General features: G+C 61.4%; 18 protein-coding genes. 8 read left to right on the forward strand and 10 right to left on the reverse strand.

Annotated elements, in window-relative coordinates; all coding sequences use genetic code 11:
- Position 1 precedes the first annotated feature (1 nt).
- A complete protein-coding gene (gene gatB, locus EB231_RS22085) occupies positions 2-1,501 on the reverse strand; it encodes an Asp-tRNA(Asn)/Glu-tRNA(Gln) amidotransferase subunit GatB (RefSeq protein WP_172350693.1) in 1,500 nt (499 codons plus the stop codon).
- Positions 1,502-1,783: 282 nt separating this feature from the next.
- Here gatB and EB231_RS22090 point away from each other — a divergent pair, with 282 nt between their 5' ends.
- Complete coding sequence (locus EB231_RS22090) at positions 1,784-2,041, forward strand: YjhX family toxin (RefSeq protein ID WP_013895772.1); 258 nt, start codon at positions 1,784-1,786, stop codon at positions 2,039-2,041.
- Between the two features lie 48 nt (positions 2,042-2,089).
- On the opposite strand, the gene EB231_RS22095 is transcribed toward EB231_RS22090, so the two are convergent.
- Together EB231_RS22095 and EB231_RS22100 are read right to left on the reverse strand one after the other, a co-directional pair.
- Positions 2,090-2,521, reverse strand: coding sequence for a CBS domain-containing protein (locus EB231_RS22095; protein WP_027051720.1), 432 nt, complete (start codon positions 2,519-2,521; stop codon positions 2,090-2,092).
- 88 nt (positions 2,522-2,609) lie between these two features.
- A complete protein-coding gene (locus EB231_RS22100) occupies positions 2,610-3,368 on the reverse strand; it encodes a rhomboid family intramembrane serine protease (RefSeq protein ID WP_172350694.1) in 759 nt (252 codons plus the stop codon).
- Positions 3,369-3,788: 420 nt separating this feature from the next.
- Here EB231_RS22100 and EB231_RS22105 point away from each other — a divergent pair, with 420 nt between their 5' ends.
- The 4 genes from EB231_RS22105 (at position 3,789) to EB231_RS22120 (ending at position 7,073) form a co-directional block, all read left to right on the forward strand.
- On the forward strand, positions 3,789-4,421 hold the full coding sequence (locus EB231_RS22105; RefSeq protein WP_056566561.1) for a PAS domain-containing protein: 633 nt from the start codon (positions 3,789-3,791) through the stop codon (positions 4,419-4,421).
- 120 nt (positions 4,422-4,541) lie between these two features.
- Positions 4,542-5,159 (forward strand): PilZ domain-containing protein, encoded by a 618-nt coding sequence (locus EB231_RS22110; RefSeq protein WP_091578409.1) that lies wholly within the window; start codon positions 4,542-4,544, stop codon positions 5,157-5,159.
- A 293-nt stretch (positions 5,160-5,452) separates the two neighbouring features.
- Positions 5,453-6,061, forward strand: a complete 609-nt coding sequence (locus EB231_RS22115) for a transglutaminase-like cysteine peptidase (protein ID WP_172350695.1) — start codon at positions 5,453-5,455, stop codon at positions 6,059-6,061.
- Positions 6,062-6,320: 259 nt separating this feature from the next.
- Positions 6,321-7,073 (forward strand): NYN domain-containing protein, encoded by a 753-nt coding sequence (locus EB231_RS22120; RefSeq protein WP_172350696.1) that lies wholly within the window; start codon positions 6,321-6,323, stop codon positions 7,071-7,073.
- 46 nt (positions 7,074-7,119) lie between these two features.
- On the opposite strand, the gene EB231_RS22125 is transcribed toward EB231_RS22120, so the two are convergent.
- Positions 7,120-7,647, reverse strand: coding sequence for a gamma carbonic anhydrase family protein (locus EB231_RS22125; protein ID WP_172350697.1), 528 nt, complete (start codon positions 7,645-7,647; stop codon positions 7,120-7,122).
- Between the two features lie 19 nt (positions 7,648-7,666).
- The gene (locus tag EB231_RS22130; protein ID WP_445299284.1) at positions 7,667-7,993 is read right to left on the reverse strand and encodes a DUF6949 family protein; all 327 of its coding nucleotides are present in this window, start codon (positions 7,991-7,993) and stop codon (positions 7,667-7,669) included.
- A 134-nt stretch (positions 7,994-8,127) separates the two neighbouring features.
- On the opposite strand from EB231_RS22130, the gene EB231_RS22135 reads away from it, so the two are divergent.
- Positions 8,128-8,859 carry a hypothetical protein gene (locus EB231_RS22135; RefSeq protein WP_172350699.1) on the forward strand — a complete coding sequence of 244 codons (732 nt, stop codon included), beginning with the start codon at positions 8,128-8,130 and terminating at the stop codon, positions 8,857-8,859.
- Positions 8,860-8,907: 48 nt separating this feature from the next.
- Here EB231_RS22135 and EB231_RS22140 read toward each other — a convergent pair whose 3' ends face one another.
- Positions 8,908-9,111: a DUF3126 family protein gene (locus EB231_RS22140; protein WP_019857879.1), complete on the reverse strand. Its 204-nt coding sequence runs from the start codon at positions 9,109-9,111 to the stop codon at positions 8,908-8,910.
- Between the two features lie 154 nt (positions 9,112-9,265).
- A complete protein-coding gene (gene cysE, locus EB231_RS22145) occupies positions 9,266-10,114 on the reverse strand; it encodes a serine O-acetyltransferase (RefSeq protein WP_172229279.1) in 849 nt (282 codons plus the stop codon).
- Positions 10,115-10,259: 145 nt separating this feature from the next.
- On the opposite strand from cysE, the gene EB231_RS22150 reads away from it, so the two are divergent.
- A complete protein-coding gene (locus EB231_RS22150; RefSeq protein ID WP_172350700.1) occupies positions 10,260-10,865 on the forward strand; it encodes an HD domain-containing protein in 606 nt (201 codons plus the stop codon).
- Positions 10,866-10,966: 101 nt separating this feature from the next.
- On the forward strand, positions 10,967-11,932 hold the full coding sequence (gene speB / locus EB231_RS22155) for an agmatinase (protein ID WP_172350701.1): 966 nt from the start codon (positions 10,967-10,969) through the stop codon (positions 11,930-11,932).
- Between the two features lie 22 nt (positions 11,933-11,954).
- Here the strand turns inward: speB and EB231_RS22160 are convergent, their stop codons facing one another.
- Genes EB231_RS22160 through EB231_RS22170 form a run of 3 tightly spaced genes read right to left on the reverse strand, consistent with a single transcriptional unit; the run spans position 11,955 to position 13,926 of the window.
- Complete coding sequence (locus EB231_RS22160) at positions 11,955-12,722, reverse strand: alpha/beta fold hydrolase (protein ID WP_172350702.1); 768 nt, start codon at positions 12,720-12,722, stop codon at positions 11,955-11,957.
- A 19-nt stretch (positions 12,723-12,741) separates the two neighbouring features.
- Positions 12,742-13,305, reverse strand: coding sequence for a DUF192 domain-containing protein (locus tag EB231_RS22165; RefSeq protein ID WP_172350703.1), 564 nt, complete (start codon positions 13,303-13,305; stop codon positions 12,742-12,744).
- A 24-nt stretch (positions 13,306-13,329) separates the two neighbouring features.
- On the reverse strand, positions 13,330-13,926 hold the full coding sequence (locus tag EB231_RS22170; RefSeq protein WP_056566589.1) for a cold-shock protein: 597 nt from the start codon (positions 13,924-13,926) through the stop codon (positions 13,330-13,332).
- Positions 13,927-14,104: the final 178 nt, after the last annotated feature.

The raw sequence follows: 14,104 nt of genomic DNA on the forward strand, positions 1-14,104 counted from the left end.
CTTACTCGATGCCGAGCTTGGCCTTGACGAGGTCGTTGACCGCCTGCGGATTAGCCTTGCCGCCGGTCGCCTTCATCACCTGCCCGACGAACCAGCCGGCCATGGTCGGCTTGGCGCGCGCCTGTTCGACCTTGTCCGGGTTGGCCGCGATCACCTCGTCGACCGCCTTTTCGATGGCGCCGGTATCGGTGACCTGCTTCAAGCCACGGCTTTCGACCAACTGGCGTGGATCGCCACCTTCGCTCCAGACGATCTCGAACAGGTCCTTGGCGATCTTGCCGGAGATGGTGCCATCCTTGATCAGGTCGATGATGGCGCCAAGCTGGTCGGGCGAAACCGGCGCATTTTCAATGCCCTTGCCCGCCTTGTTCAATTGACCGAGCAGGTCGTTGATGACCCAGTTGGCGGCGAGCTTGCCGTCACGTCCGGCGGCCACCTTCTCGAAATAGTCGGCGATCGACTTTTCCGACACCAGGATCGAAGCATCGTAGGTCGAGAGACCCAGCGAGGTGATCAGCCGCGCCTTCTTGTCGTCGGGCAGTTCCGGCAGTCCTTTGGCCAAAGCATCGACATAGGCCTGATCGAATTCCAGCGGCAGAAGATCGGGATCGGGGAAGTAGCGGTAGTCGTGCGCTTCTTCCTTCGAGCGCATGGAGCGCGTCTCGCCCTTGACGGCATCGTACAGCCGCGTTTCCTGGTCGATCTTGCCGCCATCCTCCAGGATAGCGATCTGGCGGCGCGCCTCATAGTCGATGGCCTGGCCGATGAAGCGGATCGAGTTCATGTTCTTGATCTCGCAGCGCGTGCCGAACTCGCCACCGGGCCGGCGTACCGAGACGTTGACGTCGGCGCGCAGCGAGCCTTCATCCATATTGCCGTCGCAGGTGCCGAGATAGCGCATGATGGTGCGCAGCTTGGTGACATAGGCCTTGGCCTCATCGCCGGAACGCAGGTCAGGCTTGGAGACGATCTCCATCAGCGCCACGCCAGAGCGGTTGAGGTCGACATAGGACATGGTCGGATGCTGGTCGTGCATCGACTTGCCGGCATCCTGCTCCAGATGCAGCCGCTCGATGCCGACCTCGATGTCCTCGAACTCGCCCTGTCGGTCCGGTCCGACCGAAACGATCACGGTGCCCTCGCCGACGATCGGCTGCTTGAACTGGGAGATCTGGTAGCCTTGCGGCAGGTCGGGATAGAAATAGTTCTTCCGGTCGAAAACCGACTTGTGGTTGATCTGCGCCTTCAGGCCGAGGCCGGTACGGATCGCCTGCTTGACGCATTCCTCGTTGATGACGGGCAGCATGCCCGGCATTGCGGCATCGACCAGGCTGACATTGGCATTGGGGGCCGCGCCGAAAGCGGTCGAGGCGCCGGAAAACAATTTTGCTTCCGAGATGACCTGCGCGTGCACTTCGAGACCAATGATGATTTCCCAGTCGCCGGTGGCGCCGGAGATCAGACGTTTTGCGTCGGGCGTGCGGGTATCGATCAGGGACATGGAGGCCTACAAATTGGAAACTGCGGAATATGCATAACGCATATTTTGATGTGCATTCTCGCTAGTGCAAACCGCCAAAAGAGACAAGCGCAAAGCCGCGGGCTGGCCTTTTCACCCGCTTTCGCCTATAGGACGCCCATCCCAATGGAGAGTGGATGTCCACTTACGCTCAGTCCCGGTAAGGCCCTGACCTCGTAGCGAGGCAGGGCGACAAAACCTGAAACCCCGTGCCGCGAAGCTTCGCGGCGGCGGCATTTTTCGTTTTCCCGGAAAACTCTCCACATGGATATTTCGCGCACTGAACAGCGCATCCTGCACCTGCTCGCGCAGGGCGGACGCATTGAAATCGAAAAGAACCAGAAGAAACGGATCGCCTCCGTCAAATGCCTGACCCGCGATGGCTGGCACTATCCGGGCGTCGATCTCGACCTGTTTCGAAAGCTGAAACGCAAGAAGGCGGTTTCGTCGTCGGGCGGCGGCCCCTACCGCATCACAAGGCGCGGGCTCGAACTCGTCCGCTCCGAGCTCGATAACAGATAGCATATGGTTCCGCCGGTCGGGCTTCCGGCCGGCGGCTCCGTTCACCGCTCAGGCGGTGGCGATATAGGCCCTGATCTCGTCGGCCTCGCGCTCGACATCCTCGATGCGGCGCTTGACCACGTCGCCGATGGAGACGATGCCATCAAGCAGGCCGTCCTTTTCCACCGGCAGATGGCGGAAACGACCCCTTGTCATGATCTCCATCACCTCGTTGACGGTGTGGTTCTCGTTGCAGATCTTCACCTTCGGCGTCATTGCTGAACGCACGGCGATATCAAGCGCGGCGCCGCCTTCCTTGGCGACGACCCGCACGATGTCGCGCTCCGACAGAATGCCGACGATCTTGCGATCGCCATTGGTGATGACCAGCGCGCCGATCTTGTGTTCGGCCAGGATGCGGATGGCTTCGCTGAGCTTCTCGTTCGGCCCGAGCGTCAACACGTCGTGGCCTTTTCTTTCCAGAATTGCCTTAACCGTCATGGCGTCCTCCTCTGCTTCGCCTGCCGGCCCCCTGCCCAGACCGGCTTTCACGTAAGAGTGAACATCGTGCGCCGTGATCGGTTGCATTTCAAGTGCGGCGGTCGGCGGTCTCCCATTCGGGGGGCTGCCATCGCCGGTCGAACCAGCGCAGGCCGAAGAAGCCGGCGACGAAGCCGCCAATATGGGCCTCCCAAGCGATCTGTCCGTCCACTCCGGGCGCAAAGCCGAGCAAGCCGGTGGCGAGATTGATGATCATCCACACGGCGAGAAAGATCACGACGCCGCGCAAGCGCAATACGACCGCGATCGGCAGCACGGGGCCAGCGAAGGCAGCCTTGCCGGCCGATCGGTCTGTGCGAAAACCGAAACGCGCCGCAGCCCCCATCATGCCTGATATGGCGCCGGATGCGCCGACCAGTGGTGCCTCGCCATATGGGTGCATGGCCCAGAAAAGCGCCACGGAAGCCAGTCCGGTGGCCGCAAAGAACAGGGCGAACCAGAACCCGCCGAGACGATTGGCCAGTGGCGAGCCAAAGGCGGCGAGCCAGACCATATTGATGGCGATATGCGCAAAACCGCCATGCATGAAGGCATAGGTGAAGGGCCGCGTGAGCAGGAACCAGTCGAAGCCGTATTGGCCGGTGTAGAGGACGGGAATGAAGGCCCCGTCGTACAACAGCGTCATCTGTTGCGCGTCGTTCAGCACATATTGCTGCAGCAGGAAAACGACCACGCAAATGCCGATCACCGCCAGCACGACGGGCGGCAGATTGAACACCGGCTCGCGCCGGGGCTCCGGCATCGGTTCGGCGCGTTCGGCCTCGGAAGGATCTTGCGGTTCACTCATCTGCAATCGCACTCTGCTGGTTCGATCTGGGGGCCGGTTCGATCTGGGCTGGTTCGATCTGGCCAGCATCTAGATCATGGTCAATGGAACCGCAAACAGCGAATCGCCCTGGTGCGAATCAAAAAAGAAGCCGTCCAAGGTTTCCCTTGAACGGCCTGTCGAGCCCCCTGCTCCCCTAAAACTCTTGACTGAAGTGCTGCCGATCGTCGCGAAACGACCGCTTCTGGAGTGGTTTTGGTGTGCCACAGGGCCTGCCTGGGCGCAACGTAAACCAGTTGTTAACCTTAACGGCCCCGACCCGTGAACAAGTGTTAACGACGCTGGCACGCTTCCTGCTCCGCAACGCATGTAGGTCATCGGAGGGCGCCCTTCTGTTCACCGATGGGACATCAGACGACAGAATGCGCGGAGCAGCATACCATGAACCAAAACGGATCGATCACGCTGTTCCATTATTGGAACCGCCTGCGTGATGGACGCCCTGCCCCGAAGCGATCGGAAGTCGAACCGGCCGATATCAAGTCGCTGCTGGCCGATACGTTCATCCTGGAAAGGGACACCCGCGGGCAACCCGTGTTCCGCCTGGCTGGTACCAGGCTCTGCGCCTGCTATGGCCGCGAACTCAAGGGCTTTTCCTTCCCGTCACTGTGGCGCGAGAAGGACCAGCGCCTGGTTTCAAGGCTGATTCACGGGGTTTTCGATCAAAAATCGGTCGTGTTGATCATATTCGAGGGCTTCAGCCGCAACGGCCGCTCGAACAAGTTCGAACTGCTTGCCTTGCCGCTCGACGGCGGCATCGAAAACCAGCGCTGCCTCGGCGTGGTCAGCGCCGTGGAAAAGCCATTCTGGCTTGGTGCCGACCCGATCACGGACGCACTGATCGATTCGATCCGTGTCATCGATCCGGAGAAAGAACTGCTCAACAACCGTCCGGCAATCGACGTCCCCTCGCTTGTTCCAGCAGAACTCGATGCGCCCGATACGATCTCGGCGCTTGGCCGGGCGCGCCGCATCCGCCATCTCGTCGTCTTCGACGGCGGGCGCGAGGAATAGTTGATCATCCCACGGGTCCCGCAGGCTCGTTTTTCCCCTTTGTTAACCCGCTTTGTTGTAATTCTCCGATGAAGTCCTTCGCATCGACGCGCGGGAATGCCAAACGGGGTGTAGGCAGTCATGAGGTCAGCGGCGGTCGATTACGCGCCGTCCCAAGCTGAAAGGCGCAACTTTCAGCGCGTCCGGGTCAAGATATACGGGCGATTCATGCTGGAAGACCGCACCGAGCATCCTTGCCAGGTCGTCGACATGTCGCCCGGCAACGTTGCGCTCCGCACCGATCGCGTCGGCATGCCCGGCGAAAAGGTGATCGCCTATATCGACCATATCGGCCGCATCGAAGGCGTCGTCACACGCACGCTGCAGGACGGCTTCGCGATGACGGTGATTGCGTCCGACCGCAAGAAGGACAAGCTGGCGGCGCAGTTGACCTGGCTTGCCAACAAACACGAACTCGACCTGCCGGAAGATCGTCGCCACGAGCGCGTCGCGCCGCGCAACCCGACCAGCGTGCTGCAGCTCACCGACGGCCGTCAATACCAGTGCCGGATCATCGATCTGTCGCTGTCGGGCGCGGCGATCGAGATCGACGTCAAGCCGGCGATCGGCGTCCAGGTCATGCTGGGCACCATGCGTGGCCAGATCGTTCGTCATTTCGAGGATGGCGTGGCCATCGAATTCGCCGTCATTCAACGTCCTGAAACGCTCGATTCCGAATTCAACACGCCCCGCGCCTGACCGGCACGGACAGGCAATCAAACCGGCCCTTCGTGGCCGGTTTTTTGTTGCGGCAAAGGCCTTGAAAACTCTCGGAAGCGGCTGAACCGCGCGGGCAGCGCGGGGCGGCCGTCCGCGCCCTCCTGGCGCAAAGGCCTCACGCTTTTGATAAGCCAGCAATCCAAACAATTAAATACTAAAATGATTCAAATTTTATGTTTATTCTACTGGCGTTTTACTTAAAGTCTGCTTCGCGCTTTTGCGTCAAATAAATCCACATGTGGCAATGTCTCCTTCGAACGGGGAGACTAGAAATGAAAAAAACGAGGGGCAAGCTGTTGCTGATGGCAATGGCGATGCAGCTTTCCGCCTGGGGATCAGCATATGCCGCGGGACCGGCCTATATGCACACCGGCGGCCGTACCACGCAGCCTGTTGGCCATTACGAATTCTGCCAGCGCATCCCTGGCGAATGCAACGAGAAGACGCCCAAGGGCGCGCCGGTCGACCTGAGCCGCAAACTCTGGGCAACGATCGTCAGCATCAACAATTCGGTCAATACCCGCATCAAGCCGCGCACCGACATGGAAAATTACGGTGTCGAGGAGTACTGGGCCTATCCCGACAACGGCTATGGCGATTGCGAGGACTATGCGCTGGAGAAGCGCCGCGAACTGATCGACGCAGGCATGCCGGCGGGTGATCTGCTGATGACGGTTGCGCGCCAGCCCAATGGCGACGGCCACGCCGTACTGACCGTACGCACCAGCCTCGGCGAGTTCATCCTCGACAATCTGGAAACCAAAGTGCTGTCCTGGACGGACACCGACTACACCTATCTCAAGCGTCAATCGACGGAAAATTCCGGCGTTTGGGTGACGATCAACGACGGTCGTTCCGACGCGGTCGCCAGCGTCCGCTAGAGCGCCAGTGCATGTCGCCCAAAGGGGCAGCGGTTTTGCGGCATGCATGCAACAGAAATTAAGCGCGTCGCGACGCGCTTAAGGAGAAACCCGGTCGAGTCCCCACCCTCCCGTCCCCAACGACCGGGTCAAAGGAGCCGGCCCCGTCCCCGGGCCGGCTCCGCCATTTCTGGGATGGCTGCTAAAATTGATCCAATTTCCATGGCATGGTGCATTCGCGCCGCCATATCTCCAGAAGATATCAGCAGCAGGAGGCCTTATGCCGACCGAAGCTCGATCACCGCGCCTTGCGGTTCTTATCGACGCGGACAACACCTCCGCCAAGATTGCCGACGGTTTGTTCGAGGAGATCGCAAAGATCGGCGAGGCCAGCGTGCGCCGTATATATGGCGACTTCTCCAGCACACGGTCCAAGAGTTGGGCAGACATATTGGCGAAGCACGCGATCATTCCGCAGCAGCAGTTCGCTTATACCACTGGCAAGAATGCTTCCGATATTACACTGGTGATCGACGCGATGGACCTGCTCCATAGCGGCCGTTTCGACGGTTTCTGCCTGGTTTCTTCCGACAGCGATTTCACGCGGCTTGCCGCGCGCATACGCGAACAGGGTGTCGATGTCTTCGGGTTCGGAGAGCAGAAAACCCCGGAGAGCTTTCGGCAAGCTTGCCGCCGGTTCATCTACACCGAAAACCTTCTGCGTGGCCCGGCGAACATCCCGGACGCCATGCCCGCATCGAAGCCGCTTCAATCATCCAGTGCCGCGCTGCCGATACTCAAGAAAGTCATCGGCCAGATGGACAGCGAAGATGGCTGGGTGCTGCTCGGCACGTTCGGAAAGCAGCTCTCGAACCTCTTCTCCGACTTTGACCCTCGCACCTATGGTTTCGGCAAGCTGAGTGACCTGGTGAGGAATACAGCCGAATTCGAAATCGAAGCGCCCAAAGGGGGAGCCATGCGCATTCGAATCAAGCCTGCGACCGTGAGGAAGGGAAAAAACAAATCCGCCTGATCCATGGGGACTGCCGTCCTCGCAACCTGCCGGTTGGATCGTGACCTCAAAGCTTCTTCAGCCCCGCCATGAAGCGTTTGCCGTTGGCGACGTAGTGCGCGGCCGAGCCGCGCAGCCTGGCGACGGCCGCGTCGTCCAGCACCCTGATCGCCTTGGCCGGCGAGCCGACGATCAGCGAATTGTCGGGAAATTCCTTGCCTTCGGTGACCAGCGCGCCGGCGCCAACGAGCGAATTCCTGCCGATCCTGGCGCCGTTCAGCACGATGGCGCCCATGCCGATCAGACTGTTGTCGCCGATGGTGCAGCCATGCAGCATGGCCCGATGGCCGATCGTGCAGCCCTCGCCGATGGTGAGCGGGAAACCGGGATCGGTGTGCATGACCGTGTGTTCCTGCACATTGGTGTCGGCGCCGATGACGACAGGTTCGTTGTCGCCGCGAATGACGACGCCGAACCAGAAGCCGGCGTTGCGGCCGACCCTGATGTCACCGATCAGCGTCGCGTCGGGCGCGATCCAGTTCGACCCCGCGTCTGCGAAGCTGGGCTCCGTTCCTTCGATCGCATAAAGCGGCATTGTCGGTCTCCGAATCGTCTCAGATGCCGGACCCTAGGAGACGGATCGTCCATGAGGCAATGGCAAGCACGACGATGCCCAATGCCAAGGACCAGGCGATCGCCGTGCAGCCGCATGATAGGAGCGCGACTGTCGAAATACGGCCCTCACGCCGGGCATCGAGGGCAGCGTTGACCAGCATGAACGGCCCGGCGCCAGCCGTAGCCGCCAGCGAGCGCAGCACATGCGAGGGCGACACATAGGGCTCGGCAAAGGCGACCTTGCGGCCTGACATAAGTTCCATCGCCGAGCCCGCCAGCCCGCAAACCGTCAACCCGACAAGAAATGCAAACAGGAGGAGTTCCATCTGGGCCATCTTAACCTTGCATTTACCATGAAATCGCACAGTCGTTTCAGGAAGGCTGCAAGAGCCGTGCCGTGCGATGTGTGCCGCCGAGGCACAGGTGGGATGGCGGACGGGCGGTTGGGATGAGGACCGAGATGAAGCAGGCAGCGATCGCCGACGGCCCGGAACTCACCGTGGTCGATTCCATGCTGATGAAGCGGGTATTCTACGCCTTCGCCGCACTTGCCTTGCTGTCCGTCGCGATCAGCCTTGGCGGCAAATGGTTCGGCCATTCGATCGCCATGGCCGGGTACACGGATGATCCGACCATCCGCCAGGTCGTGATCGGCAACAATGTCATCGCGGTGCCGGCCAATTTCATCCGTTTCGCCCAGGCCCGGCGCGACGGCATCGCCACGCGTCTCGACCTTTATCTGCGTTATCCCCAGATGGACGGCTACAGCGAGGCGGCTCGCGACGATTTCAACCACTCGGAAGCCAACAGGAACATCGTCTTCCTTTCCTTCGAACAACAGATGATGTCGCGCGACATGAGTGGCCGATTCGCGCCGATCTACAGCGCGCTCATCGTCCAGCCCGGCATTCCGGGACCTGGCGGCACGACGGTCTACGGTTTCAACGAGAAATCAGGCTATCTGAACGAGGTGCTGGTGGTCGGCAAGCGCCCGGGCAAGGATCCCTTCGTGGCCCGCTGCCTGAGCGGGCCGAGTGCCGATCAATCGCTGGCGCCTTGCGAGCGGGACGTCCATGTCGGCAACGATCTCAGCCTCACCTACCGTTTTCCCAAGGAATTCCTCGGCGACTGGCAGACGCTCGACGCGGCGATCACGGCCGAGGCCGGGCGATTCCTGAAGACCGGACATTGACAGCAAAGACAGGCCACGCCCGGCGCGGCCTGTCTTTGGATTGCGGGCTCAGCCCAGATCGATGTCGAGGATCGCCATCGAGAAATTGTAGTCGCCGTCATCCTCGTCCTTGAAGACGATGCCGAGGAACTCGTCGCCGACATAGACTTCGGCCGAATCTTCCTTGCGCGGCCGTGCCTTGACCTCAAGCTTGGGGTTCTGGAAGACGCGCTTGAAATAGGCGTCGAGCTTTCTGATTTCGTCCGGCTTCAACAGTCTTCTCCGATCATCGGGCTTGCTGGTTTGAAGGGCGCTTCTGGCACGTCGACAATGGCGATGTAAAGGCAAGCCGGCCGTATTGCACCGGGAGCGACAGCGCCACCGGTCAAATCGCAACAACGCCGGACAGCGCGCCGGCGCGGAAAAATCAGATATCGAAGCTGACCACCTGGTCCATGGACTGCGACGGCAGGAGTTGATCCATCTGGCGGGAAGGCTGGTCGCAACCGGTCTCGCCGACGACGCGGGCCGGCACGCCGGCAACCGTCTTGTTGTGCGGAACTGGCGAGAGCACCACCGAGCCCGCCGCGATCTTGGAGCAGTGACCGACTTCGATGTTGCCGAGAATCTTGGCGCCGGCGCCGATCAGCACGCCACGGCGGATCTTTGGGTGGCGGTCGCCACCAGCCTTGCCGGTGCCACCAAGCGTCACGCCGTGCAGGATCGATACATCGTCCTCGATGACCGCGGTCTCGCCGACGACGAGGCCGGTGGCGTGATCGATGAAGATGCCCTTGCCGATGCGGGCGGCCGGATTGATGTCGGTCTGGAAGACCGAGGACGAGCGGCTCTGCAAATAGAGCGCGAAGTCCTTGCGGCCCTGGTTCCACAGCCAATGCGCCAGCCGATGGGTCTGGATGGCGTGAAAGCCCTTGAAATACAGCACTGGCATGATGAAGCGGTCGCAGGCCGGATCGCGGTCGTAATAAGCCTGGATGTCGACGCGCACGGTCGTCGGCCAGTCCTTGTCGTCAGCCAGCATCGATTTGAAGGTCTGGCGGATGAGATCGGAGCCGATGTCCTGATGGGCAAGCCGCTCGGCGATCCGGTGGATGACGGCCTCTTCCAGGCTCTCCTGGTTCAGGATCGTCGAATAGAGGAACGCCGCGAGAAGCGGATCGCGGTTGACCGCGTCCATCGCCTCGTCGCGGATCGAACGCCAGATCGGATCCACCGGCTGCAACGCGCTGTGGCGGGAAATGCTGATGCTGTTCATCGACGTCTCGTCCTGCGTCCTGCTGGCTTGCCTGTTGTGCTGCCTGCTGTCTGGCCGCACATATAAGTCAGATCATAGCACGATTGAACTCAATTTTCCTTAGTGCTGTGTCAAATGGTTTTGGTTCGCAGGAATTCAAGCAGCCATGGAAAACGAACCCTTGATCGACCCGGCTCTGAAAACCGAGTTGTCAGTGCTCTATCGGGGCGAGGACCGCCACTACCACAACCTCACCCATATCGAGGCGATGCTGGCGCTGGCCGGCGACTATCGAGCGTCGCTGCAAGACCCCGAAGCCGTTGAAGCGGCAATCTGGTTCCACGACGCCATCTATGACAGCAAGGCCAAGGACAATGAGGCCAGAAGTGCCGCTCTTGCCGAGAAAAAGCTTGCGGGCAGCACCGATGCCGGGCGCCTGAACCGCATCAGTGCGATGATCCTCGCCACCGCCACGCACCAACTGCCTTTCTTCGACAACGCGGCGGCAACACGTGACGCGAGCCTCTTCCTCGACATGGACCTGTCGATCCTGGGTAGCGCGCCGGATGCTTTCGACGCCTATGAACGCGCGGTCCGCCGCGAATATGACTGGGTGGAGGAGCCGATGTGGCGTGCCGGACGGGGTGCCGTGCTGAAGGATTTCCTTGCCCGCCCACATATCTTCCACACGCAGGAATTTCGCCAGCGCTTCGAGCCTCAGGCCATGCTGAACATGGCGCGCTCGCTGGAGACCCTGCAAAAGCCGTCGTGATTTTTCGCGCTGGTTCTCCCGGCTTTCGCGTGCGGCGCAAGAAGGCAGAACTGCGAGATGCCGAATTCGTCAAACGTGGACTCTTCCGAGGTGCCAGCATCATGAGCAGCAATTTCTTCCAGCCGGTCGATGCCTCGGCCGTTCCCCGCTTTGCCGGGCTGTCGACCTTCATGCGGCTGCCGGCGGTGGCGAGCGCCGAAGGACTCGATATCGCTCTCCTCGGCATACCGTGGGATGGCGGCACGACCAACCGCGCCGGCGCCCGCCACGGACCGCGCGAGATCCGCAACCAGTCGAGCCTCATGCGGCGCGTCCACCATGTCTCGGGGACCGAGCCGTTCAGCATCGCCAATGTCGCCGATGTCGGCGATCTCTCGGTCAATCCGATCAATCTCATGGACGGCTTGAAGCGCATTGAGGAAGGCATCGCTGCGATCGTGACGGCAGGCGCCATTCCGCTTGCCGCCGGCGGCGACCATCTGACCACACTGCCGGTGCTGCGCGCCGTTGCCAGGGAGCGTGCGGTCGGCATGATCCATTTCGATGCGCATTCCGACACCAACGACCGTTATTTCGGTGACAACCCTTATACGCACGGCACGCCGTTCCGCCGCGCCATCGAGGAAGGCCTGCTCGACCCGAAACGGGTCGTGCAGATCGGCATCCGAGGCTCGATCTATGAACCGGGCGAGCACGACTGGGCGGTCGCCCAGGGTATTCGCATCATCTACATGGAGGAATTCGTCAGGCGGGGTGCTGCCAGCGTCATGGAGGAAGCGCGCGCCATCGCCGGAACCGGCCCAACCTATGTGACCTTCGACATCGATTGCATCGACCCGTCGATGGCGCCGGGAACAGGCACGCCCGAGCTCGGTGGCTTCACCACCCGCGAGGCGCAGGAAATGGTGCGCCTGCTCGACGGGCTGAACATTGTAGGCGCCGATGTCGTGGAAGTGGCGCCGCCATTCGATCTCGCCGGCATGACGGCGCTGGCGGGTGCCACGATGATGTTCGAATTGCTGTGCGTGCTGGCGAAATCGGTCCAAGCAGCCAGAGCACCGGACTAAGCGGAAGCACCAGCGCGGCGGCTCACAGCGGATTTTCGGCGTAGAACTCCAGAACGCGTTGCTTGAAGGTCTTGTCCCCGACCGCCAGCATGTGGTCGCGGCCTTCGATGTGGAAAGCCCTGGCGTTCGGCATCAAGGCGGCAAGCTCGTCGGGCGAGCCGCCTATATCGTCTATCGTGCCGACGGCAACCAGTGTCGGCTGGGCGATGCGGGCAATATCCGCCTCATCAAGCAATTCCCGGGATTTGGCGATGCAGGCGGCAAGCGCCCGGCGATCACTGCGGGTCTGGTCGGCGAAGGCGCGAAAGGAGCGGCCGCGCGGATGGGTGGTCGCGGCTGGATCCTCGGCAATCAGGGCCGCGGCAATCGGATCCCAGTCGCCGACGCCGTCGATCATGCCGATGCCAAGGCCGCCAAAGACCAGCGTCGCCACCTTGTCCGGATCGGACAGGGCCAGGAACGCCGCGATGCGCGCGCCCATCGAATAGCCCATGACATGGGCCCGTTCGATGCCGAGATGGTCGAGCAAGGCGGCGGCATCGGACGCCATTTTCGCGGGTGTATAATCGGCCTCGTCATAGCTCTTGGATGAAGAGCCATGGCCGCGATTGTCGAAGGCGATGGCGCGATAGCCGGCGTCGTTGAGCGTCTTGAACCAGCCGGGCGACACCCAGTTGACATAATGGCTCGAAGCGAAGCCGTGGATCATGAGCACGGGATCGCCCTCGCCCGACGCCGGCTGGCGGTCGAGGAAGGCAAGATCGAACCCGTCATGGGAAAAAAACTGCATCGGAAGGCGACCCCTGCTCTCAGTCGGAATCGACGTTCGGAGAATCGCCCTTGTCCGCCGGCGGCATGCTGGGCCCCGACGCGGTGCCGATCACGGGATGACGCAACAGATCGCCGTCCATGATGCCGTCCTTGGCGGCTGTACCGGCCTTGAGCTCAAGTACGAAACGGACCGGCTCACCGGGCGACACAATCGCCTCGGATTGCGGCTCCCCTTGCTTGATCGCGCGGATCCTGCCGTCCTGGCCGACAAAGATCAGGTCGAGCGGCATCGGCGTGTTCTTCATCCAGAAACTGACATCGCGTGTCTCGTCGAAGACGAACAGCATGCCATGATTGGCAGCCATGTCCTCTCGGAACATCAGGCCGGCCTCACGCTCGGCCTCGGTGTCGGCGACTTCGATCGAGAAGGAGCGTTCGCCTTGTTTCGTCACCGCGACCAGCGGCGCCGGGTCGACCGGAAGGATCATCGCCCGGCCGTCGGCCGCGCTGGGGACCTGGAAATAGAAGAAGGCGCCTGCGGCGATGATGACGGCAGCAGCGGCGCACAACACGCCCGCCGTCAGCCAGTTCTTGTGAGTCATATGAAATCCTCGGCCGGGCCCGCCCTAGTGCGAGATCGGCAAGGTGCCCATATCGGGGTGAATTTCGGCGGCCATAAGGCCTTTGTCACCACGACCGAAACGGACAAGCACAACCTGCCCCGGCCGAAGCTCGGTGATGCCGTAGCGGCGCAAGGTCTCCATATGGACAAAGATGTCCTCGGTGCCCTCGCCACGCGTCAGGAAGCCGAAACCCTTGGTGCGGTTAAACCACTTGACCAAAGCGCGTTCGAGCCCGCTCTCCGGCGTCACCGCGACATGGGTGCGCTGTTCCTGCATTTCGGCGGGATGGACGGCGGTGGTGACATCCATGGACAGCACGCGGAAGGCCTGCAGCCCGCGATCGCCCTGTTTGACCAGGCACACGACGCGCGCCCCTTCCAAGGCTGTCTGAAAACCGTCTTTTCGAAGGCATGTCACATGGAGGAGGATATCGCCCGAGACACCGTCATCGGGAAGGATGAACCCGTAGCCCTTGGCCACATCGAACCACTTGATGGCGCCGGCAATTTCGGTCAGGTCGGCGGCATCGCCGCCTTCATCGCGCTTCAAGGCGTCGCCAAGGGTTCCGGCCCGCCCCGTCAAAGAGGCCTTTTCCCCCATAAGAATGCCCCCTTTTTTGCAACAACACCGCAACTGATTCTTGACACCAGATTAACACCGCGGCTTCCGGTGTGTGCAAGACCTGCCGTGCCTTTTTTCACGGTTCATTGCGCGAATACCGGATTTGTTCTTTGCCGGCATTGCCTGCGGCCGGCAGATTGCCCTTTGCGCGGGTCGA

Origin of the sequence: Mesorhizobium sp. NZP2298, assembly GCF_013170825.1 — a bacterium.
Taxonomy (GTDB): domain Bacteria; phylum Pseudomonadota; class Alphaproteobacteria; order Rhizobiales; family Rhizobiaceae; genus Mesorhizobium.

Excerpts from the sequence above, each read along its gene's own strand:
- gatB (WP_172350693.1), bottom strand. The coding sequence starts at position 1,501 with ATGTCCCTGATCGATACCCGCACGCCCGACGCAAAACGTCTGATCTCC.
- cysE (WP_172229279.1), bottom strand. The coding sequence starts at position 10,114 with ATGAACAGCATCAGCATTTCCCGCCACAGCGCGTTGCAGCCGGTGGAT.
- EB231_RS22105 (WP_056566561.1), top strand. The coding sequence starts at position 3,789 with ATGAACCAAAACGGATCGATCACGCTGTTCCATTATTGGAACCGCCTG.
- EB231_RS22110 (WP_091578409.1), top strand. The coding sequence starts at position 4,542 with ATGAGGTCAGCGGCGGTCGATTACGCGCCGTCCCAAGCTGAAAGGCGC.
- EB231_RS22165 (WP_172350703.1), bottom strand. The coding sequence starts at position 13,305 with ATGACTCACAAGAACTGGCTGACGGCGGGCGTGTTGTGCGCCGCTGCT.
- EB231_RS22150 (WP_172350700.1), top strand. The coding sequence starts at position 10,260 with ATGGAAAACGAACCCTTGATCGACCCGGCTCTGAAAACCGAGTTGTCA.
- EB231_RS22135 (WP_172350699.1), top strand. The coding sequence starts at position 8,128 with ATGAAGCAGGCAGCGATCGCCGACGGCCCGGAACTCACCGTGGTCGAT.
- speB (WP_172350701.1), top strand. The coding sequence starts at position 10,967 with ATGAGCAGCAATTTCTTCCAGCCGGTCGATGCCTCGGCCGTTCCCCGC.
- EB231_RS22095 (WP_027051720.1), bottom strand. The coding sequence starts at position 2,521 with ATGACGGTTAAGGCAATTCTGGAAAGAAAAGGCCACGACGTGTTGACG.
- EB231_RS22125 (WP_172350697.1), bottom strand. The coding sequence starts at position 7,647 with ATGCCGCTTTATGCGATCGAAGGAACGGAGCCCAGCTTCGCAGACGCG.
- EB231_RS22100 (WP_172350694.1), bottom strand. The coding sequence starts at position 3,368 with ATGAGTGAACCGCAAGATCCTTCCGAGGCCGAACGCGCCGAACCGATG.
- EB231_RS22170 (WP_056566589.1), bottom strand. The coding sequence starts at position 13,926 with ATGGGGGAAAAGGCCTCTTTGACGGGGCGGGCCGGAACCCTTGGCGAC.
- EB231_RS22090 (WP_013895772.1), top strand. The coding sequence starts at position 1,784 with ATGGATATTTCGCGCACTGAACAGCGCATCCTGCACCTGCTCGCGCAG.
- EB231_RS22120 (WP_172350696.1), top strand. The coding sequence starts at position 6,321 with ATGCCGACCGAAGCTCGATCACCGCGCCTTGCGGTTCTTATCGACGCG.
- EB231_RS22115 (WP_172350695.1), top strand. The coding sequence starts at position 5,453 with ATGAAAAAAACGAGGGGCAAGCTGTTGCTGATGGCAATGGCGATGCAG.
- EB231_RS22130 (WP_445299284.1), bottom strand. The coding sequence starts at position 7,993 with ATGGAACTCCTCCTGTTTGCATTTCTTGTCGGGTTGACGGTTTGCGGG.
- EB231_RS22160 (WP_172350702.1), bottom strand. The coding sequence starts at position 12,722 with ATGCAGTTTTTTTCCCATGACGGGTTCGATCTTGCCTTCCTCGACCGC.